Origin of the sequence: Bradyrhizobium sediminis, assembly GCF_018736105.1 — a bacterium.
In the GTDB taxonomy this organism is placed as follows: Bacteria; Pseudomonadota; Alphaproteobacteria; order Rhizobiales; family Xanthobacteraceae; genus Bradyrhizobium.
In genome coordinates this window covers 3,509,179-3,528,217 of record NZ_CP076135.1, presented here as the reverse complement: position 1 = coordinate 3,528,217, position 19,039 = coordinate 3,509,179, and the positions used below count along the sequence as shown (strand labels likewise).

Here is a 19,039-nt window from a genome sequence, read left to right as displayed (position 1 = left end):
TGCGTGCGCAGGGACGACAACACTCACTCCGCCGGAGCGATGCTCGGCGCAAGGATGGCTTCGAGATGCTCGGGGCGGTCGCGATTGGCTTGGGTGAGAAACACGTCGGCGATGCCGCGGAGTTGCTTGCTCAGCTCGCTCGCCATGGCGGCGGTGTCGAGCTTGGTGCGCTCGCGCACGATGGCCTGGATGGCGTTGATGTGATGCGCGATCAGGTTGGACGGCACGTGGTCGAGATCGGGCGCGTGCTCGATGATCCGGCACAGGCTTTCGGCGGCGGCGCCGGCCGACGGGAATCCGAAAGTGGCGGCGTCGCCCTTGATGTCATGGGCGGCGCGAAACAGTTCGTCGCGCGTCTCGTTGGTGAAGCCGTTGCTCAAGATGACGGCGTGGGCGGCCGATAGCCGGTCGGCCTCGATCGCCATCCAGTTCTTGAATTCGCCGGACAGTCCGGCAAGCGCCTTTTCGGCGCGCGCGACCGGATCGTCGAGATCCTTTTCGGCAACGCGCCGCAACACCTTGCGCAAGGGGTTGGGCTGGGTGATGACGTGGTGGTCGGCGAAGCTCGCGACCTGCACGTCGGATTTGCCTTTGGCCATGATGGTTTCCTTGGCGCGATGCGCTAAACGGTGGACCGGGCCTTGTCGAGCAGCGAGGGCTGCTGCATCACTTCGACCTCGCCGCCGATGCGGCGCTCGGGACCGATATAGGCGGTGTTGGTATTGCGGCGGCGGTCGGGGCCGAAATAGGTCTTGGTCTTGATGAACGGCCGCGGATTGGCGACGACGTTCAGAATGCGCTGATAAAGCCCCTTGGCCGAAATCGGCTTGGCGAGAAATTCGGTCACGCCGGCGTCGCGCGCCACGGTGACGCGCCGCTTCTCGGAATGCCCGGTCAGCATGATGATGGGGGCGTAGGGGTTACCCTTCGATTCCGGTTGCCGGATCATCTGGGCGAGTTCGAGACCATCGAATATCGGCATCGACCAGTCGGTGATGACGATGTCGGGGACGTAGTGGCTGTACATCTCGAGCGCGGTGGCGCCGTCCTCGGACTCGTAGACCTCGCGCGCGCCGAACGAATGCAGCAGCGTCCGCAGGATGCGCCGCATATGCGGATTGTCGTCGCAAACGAGAAATCGCAGCTTGTTGAAATCGATGCGAAACATGGCGTGGTCCTGAGGAGATACCTGCCGGAAACGGTATATACCCGGCGTTAACCATATCGCGGGGCCGGTTAACGAATGGTTGCGATCCCGGCGTGGCGTCGCCCCGGGGCAGGGGGCTCAGTAGTTGAACTGCTCGCTCAGAATGCGCTCTTCCAGGCTGTGGCCGGGATCGAACAGCATCCGCATCGAGATGGTCTTGTCGGACCGCACCTCGACCCGGCGGACGTCTCGCGCTTCGTCGTGGTCGGCCACCGCCGCCACCGGGCGCTTGTCGCCCTCGAGCACCTCGATCACGACATAGGCGGTGTTGGGCAGTAGCGCGCCGCGCCAGCGCCGCGGCCGGAACGGGCTGATAGGGGTCAGCGCCAGGAGCGGGGCGTTGATCGGCAGGATCGGGCCCTGCGCCGAAAGGTTGTAGGCGGTGGATCCGGCGGGCGTCGCCACCAAGATGCCGTCGGCGATCAGCTCCGCCATGCGCTCGCGCTCGTCGATCAGGATTCTCAGGCGCGCCGCCTGATGAGTCTGGCGAAACAGCGAGACCTCGTTGATGGCGTGATGCACATGCACCGTCCCATGTACGTCGGTGGCGCGCATCAGGAGCGGATGGATCATGGTGTCGCGCGCCGCGGCGAGACGCGCATGCAGGTCTTTGGTGCTGAACTCGTTCATCAGAAAGCCGACGGTGCCGCGATGCATGCCGTAGATCGGCTTGCCCGAACGCATGTGCCGGTGCAGCGTCTGCAGCATCAATCCGTCGCCGCCGAGCGCCACCACGATGTCGGCTTCGTCGGGATCGTGATTGCCGTACAGCTCGATCAGCTGCGCCAGCGCCGCTTGCGCCTCCGCGCCAGCGCTCGCGACGAAGGCGATCCGGTCATATCGCTTGGGGCTGGTCATGGGATGGCTGGCTCATCTCGGCGCCGGTGGGAGCGGGGGCGTAGGGTCGTCTATACGATCTTGGCCGGAATTGTCGAGACGACAGGGCCGCACTTTGAGGATCCCCGCTCACTTTTCCTGCAGCGTTCGGATCGGGTCCCATTCGCCGCCGGGCGCTTGCTTCGCATAACTGCTCGCCCGCTCGAGAAATATGGCAGACGGCCGGTCGGCGGCGGCCGCGCGCTCGAAACATTCCGCGGCAAGATCGAATTCGCCGGCGCGCCAATGCGCGAGGCCTTGGGCGTAGTCCGCCGCGAGCGCCGCTTGCGCAGGTGTTAGCTCCGCCGCCTGCGCCAGCAATTCGTAGATCGTGAGCTGGTTGGTGCGGCCCTTGACGCGGATGGTGTCGAGTTCGCGCCAGGCAAACGTTCCGCCGGTCATCGCGACCGTGGTTTCGGAGGCGATCACGGTGGTGCCGTAGAACTTGTTGGCGCCCTCGAGCCGCGAGGCGAGATTCACGGCATCGCTCATCACGGAATAATTGAAGCGCCGCCGCGATCCGAAATTGCCGACCAGAGCATCGCCGGTGTTGATTCCGATGCGCTGGACGATCTTGCGGCCCTGAAACGCCGTCGCGCTGCGATTGAGTTCCTCGAGCCGCGCGCAACAGCCGAGCGCGGCGCGGGCGGCATTGCCGGCATGATCGGGATCGTCGGCCGGGGCGCCGAACACCGCGACGATGGAATCGCCGATATACTTGTCGACATAGCCGCCATGGTTTTCGATGATGTCGGTCATTGCGGACAGATATTCGTTCATCAGCGCCATCAGGGCGTCAGGCGACATCCTTTCCGCGATCAGCGAGAAACCCTCTAGATCGGTAAAGAGCACCGTCACGTTGCGGGTTTCGCCGCCGAGCACCGGCAGCTTGTTCGAGGCGAGCATCCGCTCGATCACGTCGGGGGCGAGGTACAGCGCGAAGCTTTTCCGCAGCAATCGGCGGTCCTTGTCGGCAATCATGAAGCGATAGCCGACCATCGCGGCCAGCGCGCCGACCCCGGCAATGAACGGCTCGCTCAGCGGCAGCACCAGCGCGTGGTTGAACGCCGCGGTGGCTGCGGTCGCGTAAACGGCGGTCGCTCCGAGATACGCCAGAACGGCGCCGACCGGCCTGAGCATTCGCGTCACGGCCGCCGCAAACGCCGCCGCGAAGGCCGCGATCAGCGCGATCGGCAGCCGGCCGAGTTCGACGGCCGCGTCTTTGGCGATCAGGTTGTTGACGGCGGTGGCATGAATATAGATGCCGGCGATCTCACGGCGCTCGAAGCGTCCGCTGACCGGCTGCTCCGCAACCGCGCAGCGCGGCGCCCGCGCGCCCTCGATCCCGGTGGTGAACCGCTTCGACGTCAGCCGGCGATCTTCCACTTCCAGAACCGTGCCGACGATGACGACCTTGCCCTCGAACTGGCGCCGAAAGAACTCCTTGTCGTTTTTCCTGGCGCAGGAACTCAGATCGGCGAACGAAAAGGTCGGGATGCGATCCGCGCCGCCCTCGAAATTGAGCGTCATGGTATTGGGCACCGCGCCCGGAATCCGGTAGCCGGCCAGCGCGACCGCGCCGTCCGCCGTCAATTCCGGTTTGGCGCCGAGCGCGCGCGAGGCCAGTTCGAGCGCCATCGAGGGCACCGGTTTGCCATCAACGGAAAATGTCAGCGGCACCCGGCGGACGACATCGTCGCTGTCGGTGTAGACGTTGAGCGGGCGGATATTCTGCTGCTGGCGAACCGCGATGCGCTGTCCCGGCGACGGCCGGATCGGCTGGTCGCCGCGCAGCACTTCACCCAGCACCACCTTGCCGGTCGAGGATCCCGCCGCGAGCGCGCGCAGGAAATCGCGATCGAAACCGCGGACCTTTTCGCCGAACGCGCCTTCGCCGAACGGGATTTCCGACTGTTCGATCGACCTCTGAAAAACCATGTCGAAACCGACGACCCTGGCGCCGCCTTCCACCATCGCACTGAGCACGCGGCCGATCTCGCCGGTCCAGGTGAGGAGCGGCGAACTGTTGAACGGCGGGGTCTGGTAGGTTTCCTCGTCGATCGCCACCACGACCGCGGGCGAGGCGGCCGGCGCCTGCCGGCTGCCGAACAACTCCCAGCGCAGCGCCGTAAGAATGTCGATCGACAGGCCGTGGACCATGTTGAACGCGGGCGACACGGCAGCCCCTGCGCAAATCAACACGATCGCAGCGACTGCGATGCCGTCCCGCGTCGTGCGCCCGATATTCAAAGGCTGAGGCCCGGCAAAGCCTATTCCATGCGCAGCAGGCGGCCGACGATCGGCGTCGGGCCGGGCTTGGCCTGCGGATCGACCAGGAACACGATCCTGCGAGATGCGAAGGTCGCCGCATAAGTCCCGCCGGGAGTGAGCGATTTGCTGGTGCCGGCAAGATCGTAGAACTTGCCCTTCAGCTGGTTTCCGGTGAGCTCGAACTGCAGGCGTTCGCCCTTCTGGTCGAGCCGATCGAACACAAGCGTGCCGCGCCCCTTGGCTTCGACAAGGGGCGAGGTGCCGTAAAGCGTCAGCTGTGGGCTTGCCGAGGCGTCTTTCGCCAGGCTGCGGACGACAGTCGCGGCCACGCCGCTGGTTTCCCGGGCCGTCGCATGCGCCTGCGCCGGGTCGCATTCCGTTTTTGTGCCGTTGACCTCGGCGAGGTGAACCATGCTCTCATCCTGGCCGACGATGACGGTGCCTGTTCCGGCGATGGTTTCGCGGCGGCAGGATTTCATGTAGCCGAGCACGACGGAACCGCCTTGTCCGAGCTTGATGACCTTTCCCTGCGCGACGTAGTCCATGAACTCGGCGCCGGTGACATTGCCCTGAACCTCTTCCACGACTGCAACCGGCGCCTGGGCTGCCGCTGCTCCCGCAAACCCCATGACGCCGATGAGAACAACAATCGCTTTTTTCATCCTAAGACCTCATCCAAAGAGTCGAAGCCAGGCTCAACAAGGAATCGAGCCTGCTCCGTACAGCCAGATATCGAAACTCGCCGGCCTTCATCAATTCGCTTCGGCTGATGATGGAAGTCGAACGAAGTATCGCGCAGCTAGCTTGATCCGCCCTGAGGCGAATGTGACCAATATCACGCAATGGCGCATTCAAGAAACCGGCACCGAACCAGAACTGAGTTTACGACAGGAACCGGCCCAAATCGAGCTTTCCAGCGGCCGGCTCGGTGACCTGAGTTACGGTGACATCGACCGGCCCGGCCTAGTCTCCAACCATCCGCAAGCGACGGATGTCAGGGATAGGGGACAGCGATGAGCAACATCTTTACCGCGGTCAAACCTGCGCTCTCGGCGATCGACCGCGTCATCACGCACTCGATTTCGGTGTTCTGGATATCCACGTTGCAGGCGCAGCTCCGGTACGAGCGCCAACTGCAGCAGTGATTCGTCGCCGAACGCTTCGAGGCCCAGTTGGATCATGATCTAGCGGAATCGTGATTGTCATCGATCCCCGTTTGTTGCGAAAAATATTGGGGGTGCCGCAGCCGGGAACCGTTGCCGGAAGCGCCAGCCCTGTTTGATCGACGGGGCGGCGCAAGCAGGGAGAAAAACCGACATGGCCATTCGCCCTGCCGCGCAGCGTTATGCGCTGGTCGTGCTTGTGTTCCTCGCATTCGCGGCGACGACAGGCGCGCGCGCCGAGGACGCGCATCATCAGCCGCAACCGGCGACGACGCCGTCCGGGCAGAAGGCGGGCGCAACGGGGGCTTCTACCCCAGCGGCCGCCGAGCAGCACCGCCTGCCGCAGGATTCGACGACCAAACACACGCTCGCTCTCCCCGGAAGAACGCTCGACTTCACCGCTACCGCCGGCTCGATTCCCCTGTTCGACGACAAGGGCGAGCCGCAGGCCGACATCGCCTACACCGCCTACCAGCTCAATGGCGCCGATGCGCGAAGCCGGCCGGTGACCTTCCTTTTCAATGGCGGGCCGGGCGCGGCCTCGGCCTGGCTGCAGCTCGGCGCTGCCGGTCCGTGGCGGCTCGCCATCAACGCCGACGCGATGACGTCGTCCGCGTCCCCGGATCTCTTGCCCAACGCCGAGACCTGGCTGGACTTCACCGATCTCGTCTTCATCGATCCCGTCGGCACCGGTTACAGCCGCTTCGTCGCCAGCGGCGAGGAGGTGCGCAAGCGCTTCTATTCGGTCGACGGCGACGTCAACTCGATCGCACTGGTGATCCGCCGCTGGCTGGAGAAATCCGACCGCCTGCTGTCGCCGAAATTCGTCGCCGGCGAAAGCTATGGCGGGATTCGCGGGCCGAAGATCGTCCGCAATCTGCAGGTCGACCAGGGCATCGGGGTGAGGGGGCTGATCCTGGTCTCGCCGCTGCTCGACTTCCGCGAATTCACCGGCTCCAGTCTGCTGCAATATGTCTGGAGCCTTCCTTCGATGGCGGCGGTGGCGCGGGAGGCCAAGGGCGCGGTCAAGGGTGCTGTGACCCGCGCCGACCTCGCCGATGTCGAGCGCTATGCGCAAGGCGAATTCCTGAGCGACCTCATCAGGGGATTGGCCGATACCGAGGCGACCATGCGGCTCGCCGACAGGGTGGCAACCTTGACCGGGATCGATGCTTCAGTGAGCCGCAGGCTCGCCGGGCGCTTCGCCGTCGCCGAGTTTCGCCGCGAGTTCGACCGGCGCAATGGCAGGGTGACCGGCCGCTACGACGCCTCGGTCACGGGCTTCGATCCCTATCCGGATTCGAGTTCTTATCGTTTCGGCGATCCCTCGGGCGAACCGCTGGTGGCTCCGCTGACCAGCGCGGTGGTCGACCTCACCACGCGCAAGCTCAACTGGCGGCCGGTCGGCTCCTACCGGTTGCTCAATGGCGCGGTGGAGGGGGCCTGGGATTTCGGCCGCAGCATCAATCCGCCGGAATCGATTTCCCAGCTGCGGCAGATTCTCGCGCTCGACCCGAAACTGAGGCTGTTGGTGGCGCACGGGCTGTTTGATCTGGCGACGCCGTATTTCGGCTCGAAGATCCTGCTCGATCAATTGCCGGCCTACGCCTCGCCCGAGCGCGTCAAGCTGGTCGTCTATTCGGGCGGCCACATGTTCTATTCGCGCGACGGCGCGCGCCAGGCGTTTCGGTCGGAGGTCGAGGCGCTGATGAAGTGAGGCGTGACGACAAAAAACCGGCGAAACCCTTTCAAGGATTGCGCCGGTTCGTTGAACGTCGCGTCGATCAGTAGACGAGGCCGGTGCCGGGCGGCTGTTCCAGTGCCGCGGCCAGCGAGCGATATTCCTCGCTATTGGTCCCGGTCAGAGCCGCGATCCGGTTCAGGTGATATTGCGCGGAATCGCGGTTGCCCTGTTCGACCTGCCACAGTCCGTAATACTGCCAGGTCTTGACGTGGTTCGGGTCGGCCTTCAGCGCGCGCTCGTACCAGATCTGCGACACCTTGTAGTCGCCGAGCTTGCGATAGGAATAACCGATCAGGTTGGCGACGGCGGCCGAGTCGTCGTGACCGAGCGCCTTCAGCTGCGGAATCGCGGCAGCATAGTCGTTGCGGTCATAGATCGTGGCGTAGGCGGCGCGATAACCCTTGGCGAAGGCGGTGTCCTCGATGCCGGGTTTGACTTCGCTGGTCTTTTTCTTCTTCTTCTCCGACGAGGGAGGTGGCGACTCGTCGGGCGCGGCGTATACCTTGGTGATTACGGGCGCCGTGACCAGCGCCATCGCAAATGTCGCCAGCGTCAAAAACCTGATCGCAAATCTGTTCATGCATCTCTCCCGATTTCCAATAGGGCAAATCCTACACCGCTGCCCGCTGATTTGAACACCTCCTGCGCCGGAACATTCCCGGCTCATCGCCCCAATGTGATCGGCCGCCGGCCGGACATGACGAAGTTGTCATGCAGATGAACGAAGTCCGCGTTTGTGCTTCAGGATGGGTTCAGCGCGCGGCGATTAGGTTCACGGGCATGATCGACGAGCCCGGCCATCCGGCCGGCACCCTCGCGATCCCCCGGAGGACACGACCATGCTGAAGACCATTTCCGCCGCGCTGCTTGCGGTTTCCGTACTTGCGGTGGCGCCCGCGATGGCCCACGGCCCGGACCGGACCGGCCACGTCCCCGACAGCGTGTATGTGAATCCGGACGTGCTGAATGCCAACGCCTGGATGGGCCGCCATCACCACAGGCATTTCCGTCATCACCACAGGCATTTCCGCGATCACTATCGCTTCCACCGGCATCACTGGTACTGATCCGCAGGGCGTTTGATCCACATTGCCCATCGCGCGTCCCGCGGAGATCAGGCCCGGCCCGCACGCCATTGCTTCCCCAGTGGCGGGCGGGCCGGTACGTTTCCCGGCAAGCCGCGCGCCGGCCGCCAACCGGGATGCGAATTCCATTTGCTGCGGGGAAGGGCTATAGCGTTTTCGAGCGAAGTGGGCACCGGTTCGCGTAAAGAAAGCGCGTCAAAAAAATAGAGCCCGGTTCTGATTCCATCAGAACCGATATGGCTCTAGAACGCTTCCGGTCGTCAGAGCCTTAAACCACGGGTTGCACTTGGGGATATCAGCAAAGCGCGCCGCGATCCTGCTGTTGCCGATCGCGCTCGCCGCCTGCGTGAGCAGCGACGACAGCAGGAGCATCACCTATACCGACGATCGCGGCGTCGCCAGCCAGCCGTTTCCCGCCAACTACCGCGCCGAGATACTGGCGTTCATGCGAACCTACCTGAACAACCCCGTTGGGGTGCGCGACGCTGTGATGGCCGAGCCGGTGCAGCGGACCGTCGGCGGGCGGCTGCGCTATGTCAGCTGCCTGCGCTTTGCGGCGCGGGATAGCGACGGCGGCTATCGCGAAGGGCGCGCACGCGCCGTGCTTTATGTCGATGGCCGGCTCGACCGCCTGGTCGAGAACGCAGGCGAAATCTGCGCCGGCGCGACCTATGCGCCGTTTCCGGAACTGGAAAAGCTGCCGCGGTAGTGGGCCGGCGCCGCGGGCCCGTCTCCCGGTCATTTTGCCGCGGCTTCGGGCAGGGCCCATCCGATCACATTTCAGCGAGGCTTGAACCTGACCCTGGCTTCGGGAGACGCAGCCTATAGCTGCGAGGTGAGCTGTTATGGGCGGAAAACCGCGATCCGGCTGCAACCGAAGGGCTTTGTTGCCGCCCCGTCATGGTTACGAACCATCACAGCTCCGGCATTGCCGCGAAGCAACCTAATTGAGGCCACGTTGTTTGATTGATGTCGACGGCGACATACGGGGAACCAATCATGAAGAAACTTCTGCTCGGCGCAGCTGCCCTGATCGCGTTTGCCGCCCCCGCGGCCGCGGCTGACATCCCTGCGCGCACCTATTCCAAGGCTCCCGCCTACACCGCGCCCGCGGTGGTCTACAACTGGACCGGCTTCTACATCGGCGGCCATCTCGGCGGCGCGTTCGCGGGCGACAACAGCCTGCAGAGCAGCGACGCGCGTTTCCTCGGCGGCGTGCAGGCCGGCTTCGACTACCAGTTCGCGCAGAACTGGGTGGTCGGCGCCGAAGCCCAGTACAGCTGGCTGAACGGCGGCAATAACAATGGCGTGCTGTTCCCGGGCGGCACGCTGGTGACCGGCAGCAACAACAACCAGCTCGGTTCGGTCACCGGCCGGGTCGGCTACACCTGGGGTCCGGCGCTGCTCTACGCCAAGGGCGGCTACGCCTGGCGCGACAGCAACAATATCGGAGTGACCGTCGCCGGCGTCCCGGCGGCCTTTACCACCGACGGCAACCACAAGGACGGCTACACCGTCGGCACCGGCCTCGAATACATGTTCGCGCCGAACTGGTCGGCCAAGGCCGAGTACCAGTATTACAACTTCGGCAACACCACCGTGACGGCCGGCCCGCCCGACGTCGTCGGCGCCCGCTTCCGCAACGACGAGCACTCGGTCAAGGTCGGCCTGAACTACCGCTTCGGCTGGGGTGGCCCGGTCGTCGCCAAGTACTGAGCCAGCTACCGGCCAGGTCCCTAACCGGGCACTGGCGGACGGTGCAACGAAACGGGAAGAGGCCGGCCTGGCGCCGGCCTTTTTGTTTACAAATCTCATTTAGAACCCGCCGCGATGCAGGCGGGCGCTTGCGCCGCCAGCCGAAAAATAATTTTTGCCGGCGCCGGAACTTCTGCCCGCAATGCGCTATTATGGCTTTGCCGGTTGGTGGACAACGAACATGCGTGTTTTTGCGTTAGGGTTGGTTTTGTCGGCATTTGCGGTGCCGTGCTCCGCCCAGACCGTCCTGAAATCCGAACCCCTGATCCTTGCACCCTATGAAATCGCCTACGTGCAGGACGCCTCCTGTGCCGCGGGCAAGGTGCTGAAGGTGACCGGAGCGATCCGGGGCCTGCACCGCAAGAGGGTTTGCGTGGCACGGGCCGGCGATCAGGCTTCGCTGGCAGTGGCGACGCCGTAGCGTCGGTCTCCAAGACGGTTTCGCCTTCGCGATTCCGGGTTCGTGCGGCCCGGCAGCCGGCCGCCCCGTCACCTGTTCAATTGCAGATCCAGCCCCGTGAGGGCTGGGGGGCATGCCGGTGACGGGCAACCTGACAGGCCGATTCGCCAGATCCGGCGCCCCCGGGGCCGGGAGTCCCTGAGTCGTAAACGAGTCCTGAATCGTCCAAAAAATATCCTGCGAGACTCCCCGGGTAGAATCGCCGGATGTTTTGCGGGCCATGAGAATGACCCTGCAAACCTCCTGCGAACGCGTGCATGTCACGCTGTCAGTCGCGCTGCTGGCGGCCTGCGCGGCCAACCTGGCGCTGGTCTGCGCCTGGCTGTAGCCGGTTGGCGCGGCGGCCAATCCCCTGATCATGCGAGACAAATGGTAACGGCGCCCGCGGCCGGCGACCTAACACTTACACGGCCACGCGGCGCGAAGGGCTTCCTGCGCCAGTACCGTAAAGTCTTCGTTCAGCCTTGCCGGACGTTTGTCGAACAATCCATCACCACGCGAATGGCTTGCTCGTACCGGCGGAGTTTTTACAGCACCTGCCGGTGCCGGTGAAAATATCGGAATCCCGTCAAGCGTGACGGGCCGCACAGTTCACCCGATGCCTGCGCACTAGGCTTCTGTGGCGGTTTGCCGGTCACTCCTGACGGGCGAGGGGGCTCGTTGAAGGTCTGTCCCAACCCATGGTTCGAAGCCTCACAATCCAGGATGCGAAGGTCGAACCGCGGCGTTAGTTTCATTCCATTGTCCGATCAGGGAAATTGGATCATGCGGATCAGGTATTTTCTTCTGGCTGTGGCCGTTTCGGCTGTTTCTGCCTTTCAGGCGATGGCCGCCAACAACCGGGACCTTCAGGACTGCAATCAGAGAACCGATTACGACCGACAGATATCGGGTTGCAGCCGGGCGCTGTCATGGATGAAACCGCCGAATGAACGGGCCAGGATCCATACGCTGAGAGGCATGGCTCTTACGAACAAGGAACAATTCAACCGCGCGATCGAAGATTACGATCAGGCGATCCGCCTCGATCCGAAATACCTGTGGTCCTGGGTCAATCGCGCCGAGGCGTGGTACAGGAAGGGCGAAACCGCGCGCGCGTTCGCCGATCTCGAGGAGGCGGCTCGCCTCGACCCCAGCAATTCCCGGGTCTACAGCGTCCGCGCCTCGACATGGTGGCAGCTCGGAGAACTGGACAAAGCCATCGCGGACTACAGCGAAGCCATTCGCCTGGAGCCGGCGTTTTCCGTATTCTACAACAACCGGGCTCTCGTCTGGCGGGACAAGGGCGATTACGACAAGGCGATCGCCGACTACGACGAGGCCATTCGGCGAGATCCCAACGACGTCAGAGCCTACGCCAATCGCGGCGAGATCTGGCGGCTGAAGGGAGACCTCGACCGCGCGCTCGCCGATCAGGAAAAGCAAATTCGCATCAGTCCAAGGAATGCGAACAGCTATCTGACGCGAGGAGATACCTTTCGCTACAGGGGCGAGTTCGAGCGCGCCCTGGCGGACTATGACAAGACCCTGATTTTCGAAACCGACAGCATTCCCGCCTATACCGGACGAGGATTGACCTTTGAGAAGCTGGGCGACTTGAATCGTGCGCGCGCCGAGTTCGAGAAGGCCCTGGCATCGCGAAGCCAGAACCGCTCCGACGTCAGCAAATCCAGTCTTGAAACGGCCAAGGCCAGGCTGGCGGCGCTCAATTCCGGCGCGGTCCAGCCCATTATTCACGCCGCGCCCACGAAAGCGGCTTCTCCGAGGTCCGTCCCGACGCCGGCCGCGCGCGTCCCTGCGGCCACGACGCCGCCAGCCGGGAAGCAAGGCCGCCGCGTCGCATTGGTCATCGGCAATTCGGCTTACAAGAGCGTGCCGCCGCTTTCCAATCCGCACAACGATGCCGCCGCGATCGCAAGATCCCTTCGCAACATCGGGTTCGAAACCGTCACGCTTGCCGGCGACGTGACGCGCGAAAAGCTGATCGATGCGCTGCGAACGTTCGCCAACGAGGCCGAGAATTCCGATTGGGCGATGGTCTACTATGCCGGGCACGGCATCGAGGTGGGAGGCGTCAACTATCTTGTTCCGGTCGACGCCCGGCTGGCCGTCGACCGCGACATCGAATACGAAGCCGTCCCGTTGTCACAAGTGCTGCGTGCGACGGACGCGGCGAAAAAAATCAAGCTCGTCATGCTCGACGCCTGCCGCGACAATCCCTTCGCACCGCGCAAGACGGCGGCTCCGGAAGCCGTCGCCAGGGCGTCAACCGCCGGCGCGCCAATCGCTTCGCGATCAACGAATGGGCGCGGACTTGCGGAAGTCAAAGTTACTGGCGCGACACTGGTGGTGTTCGCCGCGAAAGACGGGCAGATTGCGCTTGACGGCGAAGGCGGCAATTCGCCCTTTGCGGTTGCGGTCGTTCAACGCATCGCCACGCCGGGCGTCGAGATAAACAAGGTGTTCCGCCTCGTCCGCGATGACGTGATGGAGGCGACCGCCGGCCGGCAGGAGCCCTACACCTACGGTTCGTTGCCGGGCAAGGAGGATTTCTTCTTCGTCGCGAAGTAATCGGCGAGTGTCTTGCTGGTACTTGGAATCACCAATCGGTATTGCAGCCCATCCTTCGAGACGGCCACTTCGTGGCCTCCTCAGGATGAGGTTCAGCTTGTTGAAGCACAACCACCTCAAGCTGAGGAGCGAGCGGCGCGAGCGTCTCGAAGCATGGGCAGCCAGCGACTCACCGATAGCCAGTGCTAGGCCTTGCGATCGACGATCGCCTCTCGCTCGGCCTGGTTCTTGGCAGCGAAGACGTCCAGTACGGCCTCGTTGATGATCCGCGGCGGAGCGGCCGTGCGCAAATCAAAGTCAATTCTGGCATCGATGTAAGGCGTCGCTCTTTGCGAGGGATAGCGTCGCTGAACCTGACTTCACGTCCGCATCGTGGAAACGACGCGATCGACCCCGAGCGGACATCGGTAAGACGCTTGCTCCCAGACGCCCTAGCCAAAAATCTCTATTCAGTCATGCTGCTGACGCAATTGCTGTCTAGTCGCTGACAACAAGAACGCCTGTGCGAGGACCACCTTGGTTCCCACAACGGTTCTGTGGCCAGGATTGGCACGAATCCGCAAAAATTGGAGCGAGCTCGAACGCGGACGCGTTCGCTTGATCCTGTTTTGCGGCATCGAGAACCGAACGATCCAGAAAATCCAGTCAAGGAGTTATGATGTTGTTTCGCTCGGGCGCCGCAATTTGCGGTGCCGTAGTTGCGCTCGCCATTTCTGTTGCCGTTGCTCGAAGTGAAATCGGTGAGGTTCACTCTAGCGCCGTCGTCAATGCCGCTTCTGGGGATGCGATCGTTGGCGCAGCATCCACGTACAATCCGTTCCGGCCAGGATGGCGAGAGGGCGGCCCGGACACAGCCTCCGGCGAGCGCTATGATCCTTCGGTCTGGGCGGCTGCCATCAGGACGAGTTTGCGCCAGAAATTCGGTGGGGTCCTGTTTGGCGCGAGGCCGACGTATGCCCTCGTTGAGGCTGTGGGCAAGAAAGTCATCGTCAAGATCAATGACGTGGGGCCACTAACGCCTGGCCGCATCATTGACCTCAATGAGCGGGCGATGCGCCATTTCGATCCAAGCCTGCAGCTCGGGGTAATTTATGGCGTAAGCGTCAGGCCGCTTTCCGGCGACTATTGGACCCCCGGACCGGTTGGCGGAACATCGCACGCGAATGAAGTCGAGCACGACCCTCCTGGACAGTGGGAGCGCCTCGATGACGTCGCCGCCACCGATCTTTGAGGTGATGCTGCCTCCGGCGGCAAGGCGCCGTCCGGCGCAATTTGCGTTGCCGTCAGCAGTTCTGAAATGCAGAGAAGCGCCTGGCTGAATGTCCCCTCTTGGGGCACAAAACGGACACGGCGCGATGTCGGACACATGTCCGTAGAGCGATCAGGAGCGGACATCGGGCAACGGCTTTCAACAGCCAAGGCTTGGTATCGAGCAGGGAAGCCGTTGCGCGTAAGGAACATCAACCGGCGGTGCGGGCAGAGCGCTGGTTGATGTTTTTTGACGAGACAGAGAGCTTGTTGCCCCCGCAGTCAAATGCGCGGGTCGCGACTGCCCATTTTAGCAGCTAAGCTGTTGATTTCGCTGGTGCCGGTTGAGAGGATTGAACTCCCGACCTTCGGTTTACAAAACCGCTGCTCTACCGCTGAGCTAAACCGGCGAAATTGTGGGGGACCAGGGCTGGACGAAGTTCCCGCTCATTCCACTGATCTTTCGGCCGGTCGAATACCAGACTTGGCCGGGAAGGGCTAGCAGGCGAGGGGCGTTTCGGCGCCAGCGCGTGCACAAAAAAGGCGGCGCTGCGGCCGCCTTTTGATTGACCACGCCCTAATTGTCTTTCGCGCTGGCGCTATTGGGAGCGATATTGTTTGCGGACAGCAGGCCCAGAACGCGTTCGGCGACATCTTTCTGGCCCTCGGGCGTCCAATGCTCGCCCCACCCACCGCTGGTATAGAACTCGGCTCCCTGGAGTTTTACGAACGGGATCCGGTTCGCCTCCAGATAACGAACCAGCGCTTCGTCATGATGTTGGATCCCGACCAGGAACTTGGCGCCGTTACCTTCGACGAATTCGCGCATCTTCCCCACCAGTTTTTCGGTGGGGTCCGGCGCAAACACCTGCGGATATTTGAGCCGCACATAGACATTCGTCGCCAGCCGCGCCAGCCACAGGTTGCGCACCAACCAGTTGTCCCTGAAGTATAGCAGATGAGATCTGGGGACTGGCTGTCCCGCCAGCGCGATCGACCCGTCCGGTTGGGTCGTGAAGTAGGGTTTGTGATAGTTATCGTAGCGGCGATTGGTGACGTTATCCAACCGGTCGTTTTGTGCGCAAAAGATCAGCACGACGACCGCCGGCTTGACCTTCGGCCACAACCGCTTCAGCAGCAGATACTCCTGATCGGTGCCGTACCCCGAAACCCCCGCCGCCATGATCTTGTAGCCGGGAATCCTTGGCTTCAACAGGTCGCTGAAGCGCTCGCTTGCTTCGGAATCGAGGCCCCAGACAAAGGAGTCTCCCAGGAACATGATGGTCGGCTTGGCGTCCAGGCTGAATTCCTCGTCACGCAGGCCGAGGCTGTTGTGTTTGAAGCTGGTCGTGCGAAACGTCTTGATGAGGGATGAAGAATTCGGCAGCGGGGCCCAGCCCAGTTCGGCGTCATAGTCGTAACTGAGCGCCCGCTCGGTCAAGGTTTCGCGCAGCTCCCGGAAGTCGGCAATGCGAAGGACGATTTCCAGCGCTGCCAACGTCGCGAGCGTGATGCCCAGCGACAGACCCACCGATCGAAATATTTCCCGGGCCCGGCCAGGTTTCGTGAAATGCTTCATCTTTCCTCTGACGTTGAATGGAGCGGCGAAAAACCTATTGTACGATGATGGAGTAGGTATCGGTCGCCTGCCTGCCTATCGCAGGCCAGCTCACGTCAAAAATCGCTTCATTGGAAAATTCCTTGTCGGAAAATCGCCTGAGGCTATCGCAACGGAATTCAAGGGCATGCTTATAGGGGGGCGTTCTTGGCGATGCAAACGCAGGACATTGATTACCGCGCCGGCGCGGTCAATTTGCGCGGCTATCTCGCTTTCGAGAAGACCGATGCGGCGCGGCGGCCGGGCGTGCTGGTGTTTCACGAGGGGCCGGGGCTCGGCGATTTCGCGATGGCGCGGGCGCGCCGGCTGGCGGAGCTCGGTTATGTAGCGCTCGCCGCCGACATGTACGGCGATCGCCGGCAGGGGCGTAACCTGCAGGAAATCGCCAAACTCGTGGGCGAGCTCCGCAACGAGCCGGAGACGCTGCGCGGGCGCGGCCATGCCGCGCTGGCGACGCTGGCGGAGCTGCCGCAGGTCGATGCGGGCAGGCTCGCGGCGATCGGTTTCTGCTTCGGCGGCTCGGTGGTGCTGGAGCTCGCCCGCGACGGCGCCGACCTCAAGGCCGCCGTCAGCTTTCACGGCGTACTCACCACCAGGATGCCGGCGGTTGCGGGCAAGGTGAAGGCCAGCGTGCTGGTCCTGACCGGCGCCGACGATCCGCTGGCGCCGCCCGATCAGGTCGCCGCCTTCGAAAACGAGATGCGCGCGGCCGAGGTCGGGGACTGGCAGGTGATTTGCTACGGCAACACGCTGCACGGCTTCACCAATCCGGCCGCCGACGGCTCGATGATGCGCACCGCGCTCTACAGCGCGCAGGCCGACCGCCGCTCCTGGGCGTCGATGCGGGGGCTTCTGGATGAAGTTTTGTGAGACTGAAAAAGTTGCGCGATGTTGGAAGTGTGCCAGTGATTTGCCCGACGTGTCGAGCTCTTTTCGAGGGGTAAGGCATCCGTGCCGGCGACCCCGTGTTACTTTGCATGGGGTTGTTTTCGATATTTTGGTTTGGAACGAGAACCACGTCGGTCCGGCTCGAACTTTGCTCTGACAAGCGCGGTGGCTGATGGCATAAGGGATGTCAGGCCGCCGTCATTGCGCCCCGTTGGCTCCTCGCAATGACGACTAAGGCGAGCAGGGGACAGATGTTCGGAATTCTGGGTTTGGGCTTTCTCCTGGGCATGCAGCACGCGCTGGAGGCCGATCATATCGCGGCGGTGTCGAGCATCGCGGCGCGCCGCAGCCATGTCGGCGACATCGTCCGGCATGGCCTGACCTGGGGACTCGGTCATACGCTGACGCTGTTCGCCTTTGCCGGCGCCGCGATCCTGCTCGGCAGCGCCATCCCCGGAACATTCGCGCGGCCGATCGAGATCGCCGTCGGAATCATGCTGGTCGGTCTCGGCGCCCATGTGCTGTGGCGGCTGTGGCGCGACCGCGTGCATTTTCACAGGCACGGTCACGGCGACGGCACGGTGCATATCCACGCCCACAGCCATGCCGGCGATACGCTGCCGCATGCCCGCGCCGCTCACGCGCATGCGCATGGCTTCCGCTGGCGCACGCTGCTGGTCGGATTGATGCACGGCATGGCCGGATCGGCGGCGCTCCTGGTGCTCGCGGTGTCGCAAGCCTCCAGCCCCGCGGCCGGGCTCGGTTATGTCGCGCTGTTCGGTGTCGGCTCGATGTTCGGCATGGGCGCGCTGTCGGCGGTCATTGCAGTGCCGCTCGCGGTCTCCGCGCGCGGGCTGACCTTTGCCAATCGCAGCCTGCAGGGCGCGGTCGGCGCCGTCACCATCGCGATCGGCGTCAACACCATCGTCGAAACGGTGTTCGCGTAACGGCATCCCGCGCACGTTAACAATTTCCTGTCGCGATCTCTTGCAGTTGAACGAACGCGAATGCTTACGCGTTAGGCTTACCGGAAGTTAGGCCGGCGGCTTTAACCCTTGGCTTTTCGTGTTCGGTTAGGTTGCACGCCAGCAATTTGGAACCCGAAACCATGCGCGCAGGGATCGCACTGGCCATTTTGATCGGAACGACGTGCACGGCGTTTGCCGGCGGCGGATTCGATATCGTGATTCCCGGCCGCGCCGGCGTGCCCATCATCATTAACGGACTCGACGCATCCTACGCCGCCGTCGAAGGCGAATGGGGTCTCGGCCGCAACGAGCAGGTTCAACCGACGGTCTATGGCGGCCGCTATATCGATCCGGTGCCGCGCGTCGGCCATTACTATCCGAGCGCCGGCCATGTGCCGGGCTACGGGCGTCTCGAGATCGAGCCGCCGGCCAACCGCAAGCTGCCGCAGCCGGCGGAGAGTTACCATCAGTCATGGTCCTCGCAATCCAGGCCGCTGCCGGCGCAGTCCGACGTTCCCCTCTACCCGCCGCCGGTGATCGTTGCGCCGCAAGTCGACGTCGGGCCGCATCATTACCGGCGTTGATATCGAGAAACAGTTTTCAGACCAAAGCCCAGGCCAACAAAACAAAACAGATCCACAGGAGAGAGTAATGCGTCGGAAGATTTCAGGAATGGTAGCGGCAGTCGCCGTGATGATGACCGCAGGCTCCGCGTCCGCGATGGCGTGCGGAGGATTGTTCACGCCATGCGCGCCGTGCGGTTACGCCGCCCCGTGCGCGCCGGCTCCGGTTTACGTGGCTCCGGTCGTGGCCTATTCGGGCTGCTACACCGGCTGCGGCTGGGCCGCCGAGCGGCTGGCCGATCCGGTCCGCCAATATTATTACGTCAACCAGGGGCCGACCTATACCGGTCCGGGCAACTGGGCTCCGGTGCGCACCTATGACGAAGGCTCGGTGACGTATGCTCGCCCGTACTACGGCTATCGCGCGCATCGGCCCTACGGCTACCGCTATGGGGTCCGTCCGGCCTACCGTTATGGCTACGGCGCCCGTCTTGGTTACCATGCTCCGCGCTACGGCGCCTACCATCACGGCGCAGCGCGCTATTCGGTGGGGCCGCGCATGGGTGGTCAGCACATGATGCGTCACCACCAGTACTGATCTGCAGGTCTTATTGAAGAGTCC

At 63.3% G+C, this 19,039-nt stretch carries 19 protein-coding genes and 1 tRNA gene; 12 read left to right on the top strand and 8 right to left on the bottom strand.

Features of this window, described 5'->3' with window-relative positions; all coding sequences use genetic code 11:
- Positions 1–23: 23 nt before the first annotated feature.
- The 5 genes from KMZ68_RS16985 to KMZ68_RS16965 all read right to left on the bottom strand — a co-directional run bounded on the left by KMZ68_RS16985 (position 24) and on the right by KMZ68_RS16965 (position 5,016).
- Entirely contained in the window at positions 24–599 is a 576-nt protein-coding gene (locus KMZ68_RS16985) for an Hpt domain-containing protein (protein ID WP_215612366.1), read from the bottom strand.
- A 23-nt stretch (positions 600–622) separates the two neighbouring features.
- On the bottom strand, positions 623–1,168 hold the full coding sequence (locus tag KMZ68_RS16980; protein ID WP_215606152.1) for a response regulator: 546 nt from the start codon (positions 1,166–1,168) through the stop codon (positions 623–625).
- A gap of 117 nt (positions 1,169–1,285) precedes the next feature.
- Positions 1,286–2,065: an NAD kinase gene (locus KMZ68_RS16975; protein WP_215612365.1), complete on the bottom strand. Its 780-nt coding sequence runs from the start codon at positions 2,063–2,065 to the stop codon at positions 1,286–1,288.
- 108 nt (positions 2,066–2,173) lie between these two features.
- On the bottom strand, positions 2,174–4,333 hold the full coding sequence (locus KMZ68_RS16970; protein ID WP_215612364.1) for an adenylate/guanylate cyclase domain-containing protein: 2,160 nt from the start codon (positions 4,331–4,333) through the stop codon (positions 2,174–2,176).
- 20 nt (positions 4,334–4,353) lie between these two features.
- Positions 4,354–5,016, bottom strand: coding sequence for a hypothetical protein (locus KMZ68_RS16965; protein WP_215612363.1), 663 nt, complete (start codon positions 5,014–5,016; stop codon positions 4,354–4,356).
- A gap of 351 nt (positions 5,017–5,367) precedes the next feature.
- On the opposite strand from KMZ68_RS16965, the gene KMZ68_RS26150 reads away from it, so the two are divergent.
- A complete protein-coding gene (locus KMZ68_RS26150; RefSeq protein ID WP_256441550.1) occupies positions 5,368–5,499 on the top strand; it encodes a hypothetical protein in 132 nt (43 codons plus the stop codon).
- A 172-nt stretch (positions 5,500–5,671) separates the two neighbouring features.
- Positions 5,672–7,234, top strand: a complete 1,563-nt coding sequence (locus tag KMZ68_RS16960; protein ID WP_215612362.1) for a S10 family peptidase — start codon at positions 5,672–5,674, stop codon at positions 7,232–7,234.
- A gap of 67 nt (positions 7,235–7,301) precedes the next feature.
- On the opposite strand, the gene KMZ68_RS16955 is transcribed toward KMZ68_RS16960, so the two are convergent.
- A complete protein-coding gene (locus KMZ68_RS16955) occupies positions 7,302–7,841 on the bottom strand; it encodes a tetratricopeptide repeat protein (protein WP_215612361.1) in 540 nt (179 codons plus the stop codon).
- A gap of 259 nt (positions 7,842–8,100) precedes the next feature.
- On the opposite strand from KMZ68_RS16955, the gene KMZ68_RS16950 reads away from it, so the two are divergent.
- The 6 genes from KMZ68_RS16950 (at position 8,101) to KMZ68_RS16925 (ending at position 14,363) form a co-directional block, all read left to right on the top strand.
- On the top strand, positions 8,101–8,328 hold the full coding sequence (locus KMZ68_RS16950; protein ID WP_215612360.1) for a His-rich protein BRANT: 228 nt from the start codon (positions 8,101–8,103) through the stop codon (positions 8,326–8,328).
- Between the two features lie 310 nt (positions 8,329–8,638).
- Positions 8,639–9,055, top strand: a complete 417-nt coding sequence (locus KMZ68_RS16945; protein ID WP_249779645.1) for a hypothetical protein — start codon at positions 8,639–8,641, stop codon at positions 9,053–9,055.
- 290 nt (positions 9,056–9,345) lie between these two features.
- Positions 9,346–10,062 carry an outer membrane protein gene (locus tag KMZ68_RS16940; RefSeq protein WP_215612358.1) on the top strand — a complete coding sequence of 239 codons (717 nt, stop codon included), beginning with the start codon at positions 9,346–9,348 and terminating at the stop codon, positions 10,060–10,062.
- A 220-nt stretch (positions 10,063–10,282) separates the two neighbouring features.
- On the top strand, positions 10,283–10,522 hold the full coding sequence (locus KMZ68_RS16935; protein ID WP_215612357.1) for a DUF6719 family protein: 240 nt from the start codon (positions 10,283–10,285) through the stop codon (positions 10,520–10,522).
- A gap of 999 nt (positions 10,523–11,521) precedes the next feature.
- Positions 11,522–13,132 carry a caspase family protein gene (locus KMZ68_RS16930; RefSeq protein WP_215612356.1) on the top strand — a complete coding sequence of 537 codons (1,611 nt, stop codon included), beginning with the start codon at positions 11,522–11,524 and terminating at the stop codon, positions 13,130–13,132.
- Between the two features lie 658 nt (positions 13,133–13,790).
- Positions 13,791–14,363 (top strand): septal ring lytic transglycosylase RlpA family protein, encoded by a 573-nt coding sequence (locus tag KMZ68_RS16925; RefSeq protein WP_249779382.1) that lies wholly within the window; start codon positions 13,791–13,793, stop codon positions 14,361–14,363.
- Positions 14,364–14,715: 352 nt separating this feature from the next.
- Here the strand turns inward: KMZ68_RS16925 and KMZ68_RS16920 are convergent.
- A tRNA-Thr gene (locus KMZ68_RS16920) sits at positions 14,716–14,790 on the bottom strand.
- A 167-nt stretch (positions 14,791–14,957) separates the two neighbouring features.
- Positions 14,958–15,959: an SGNH/GDSL hydrolase family protein gene (locus KMZ68_RS16915; RefSeq protein ID WP_215612354.1), complete on the bottom strand. Its 1,002-nt coding sequence runs from the start codon at positions 15,957–15,959 to the stop codon at positions 14,958–14,960.
- 192 nt (positions 15,960–16,151) lie between these two features.
- On the opposite strand from KMZ68_RS16915, the gene KMZ68_RS16910 reads away from it, so the two are divergent.
- The 4 genes from KMZ68_RS16910 (at position 16,152) to KMZ68_RS16895 (ending at position 19,015) form a co-directional block, all read left to right on the top strand.
- Entirely contained in the window at positions 16,152–16,868 is a 717-nt protein-coding gene (locus KMZ68_RS16910) for a dienelactone hydrolase family protein (protein WP_249779644.1), read from the top strand.
- 269 nt (positions 16,869–17,137) lie between these two features.
- The gene (locus KMZ68_RS16905) at positions 17,138–17,833 is read left to right on the top strand and encodes an urease accessory protein (protein ID WP_215612352.1); all 696 of its coding nucleotides are present in this window, start codon (positions 17,138–17,140) and stop codon (positions 17,831–17,833) included.
- Positions 17,834–17,994: 161 nt separating this feature from the next.
- Positions 17,995–18,438 carry a hypothetical protein gene (locus KMZ68_RS16900; protein WP_215612351.1) on the top strand — a complete coding sequence of 148 codons (444 nt, stop codon included), beginning with the start codon at positions 17,995–17,997 and terminating at the stop codon, positions 18,436–18,438.
- 67 nt (positions 18,439–18,505) lie between these two features.
- Positions 18,506–19,015 carry a hypothetical protein gene (locus KMZ68_RS16895; RefSeq protein WP_249779381.1) on the top strand — a complete coding sequence of 170 codons (510 nt, stop codon included), beginning with the start codon at positions 18,506–18,508 and terminating at the stop codon, positions 19,013–19,015.
- Positions 19,016–19,039 lie beyond the last annotated feature (24 nt).

Bases quoted from the DNA above. Each gene is read 5' to 3' on its own strand.
- KMZ68_RS16985 (WP_215612366.1), bottom strand. From the start codon at position 599: ATGGCCAAAGGCAAATCCGACGTGCAGGTCGCGAGCTTCGCCGACCAC.
- KMZ68_RS16980 (WP_215606152.1), bottom strand. From the start codon at position 1,168: ATGTTTCGCATCGATTTCAACAAGCTGCGATTTCTCGTTTGCGACGAC.
- KMZ68_RS16975 (WP_215612365.1), bottom strand. From the start codon at position 2,065: ATGACCAGCCCCAAGCGATATGACCGGATCGCCTTCGTCGCGAGCGCT.
- KMZ68_RS16965 (WP_215612363.1), bottom strand. From the start codon at position 5,016: ATGAAAAAAGCGATTGTTGTTCTCATCGGCGTCATGGGGTTTGCGGGA.
- KMZ68_RS26150 (WP_256441550.1), top strand. From the start codon at position 5,368: ATGAGCAACATCTTTACCGCGGTCAAACCTGCGCTCTCGGCGATCGAC.
- KMZ68_RS16960 (WP_215612362.1), top strand. From the start codon at position 5,672: ATGGCCATTCGCCCTGCCGCGCAGCGTTATGCGCTGGTCGTGCTTGTG.
- KMZ68_RS16955 (WP_215612361.1), bottom strand. From the start codon at position 7,841: ATGAACAGATTTGCGATCAGGTTTTTGACGCTGGCGACATTTGCGATG.
- KMZ68_RS16950 (WP_215612360.1), top strand. From the start codon at position 8,101: ATGCTGAAGACCATTTCCGCCGCGCTGCTTGCGGTTTCCGTACTTGCG.
- KMZ68_RS16940 (WP_215612358.1), top strand. From the start codon at position 9,346: ATGAAGAAACTTCTGCTCGGCGCAGCTGCCCTGATCGCGTTTGCCGCC.
- KMZ68_RS16935 (WP_215612357.1), top strand. From the start codon at position 10,283: ATGCGTGTTTTTGCGTTAGGGTTGGTTTTGTCGGCATTTGCGGTGCCG.
- KMZ68_RS16930 (WP_215612356.1), top strand. From the start codon at position 11,522: ATGGCTCTTACGAACAAGGAACAATTCAACCGCGCGATCGAAGATTAC.
- KMZ68_RS16925 (WP_249779382.1), top strand. From the start codon at position 13,791: ATGTTGTTTCGCTCGGGCGCCGCAATTTGCGGTGCCGTAGTTGCGCTC.
- KMZ68_RS16915 (WP_215612354.1), bottom strand. From the start codon at position 15,959: ATGAAGCATTTCACGAAACCTGGCCGGGCCCGGGAAATATTTCGATCG.
- KMZ68_RS16910 (WP_249779644.1), top strand. From the start codon at position 16,152: ATGCAAACGCAGGACATTGATTACCGCGCCGGCGCGGTCAATTTGCGC.
- KMZ68_RS16905 (WP_215612352.1), top strand. From the start codon at position 17,138: ATGTTCGGAATTCTGGGTTTGGGCTTTCTCCTGGGCATGCAGCACGCG.
- KMZ68_RS16900 (WP_215612351.1), top strand. From the start codon at position 17,995: ATGCGCGCAGGGATCGCACTGGCCATTTTGATCGGAACGACGTGCACG.
- KMZ68_RS16895 (WP_249779381.1), top strand. From the start codon at position 18,506: ATGCGTCGGAAGATTTCAGGAATGGTAGCGGCAGTCGCCGTGATGATG.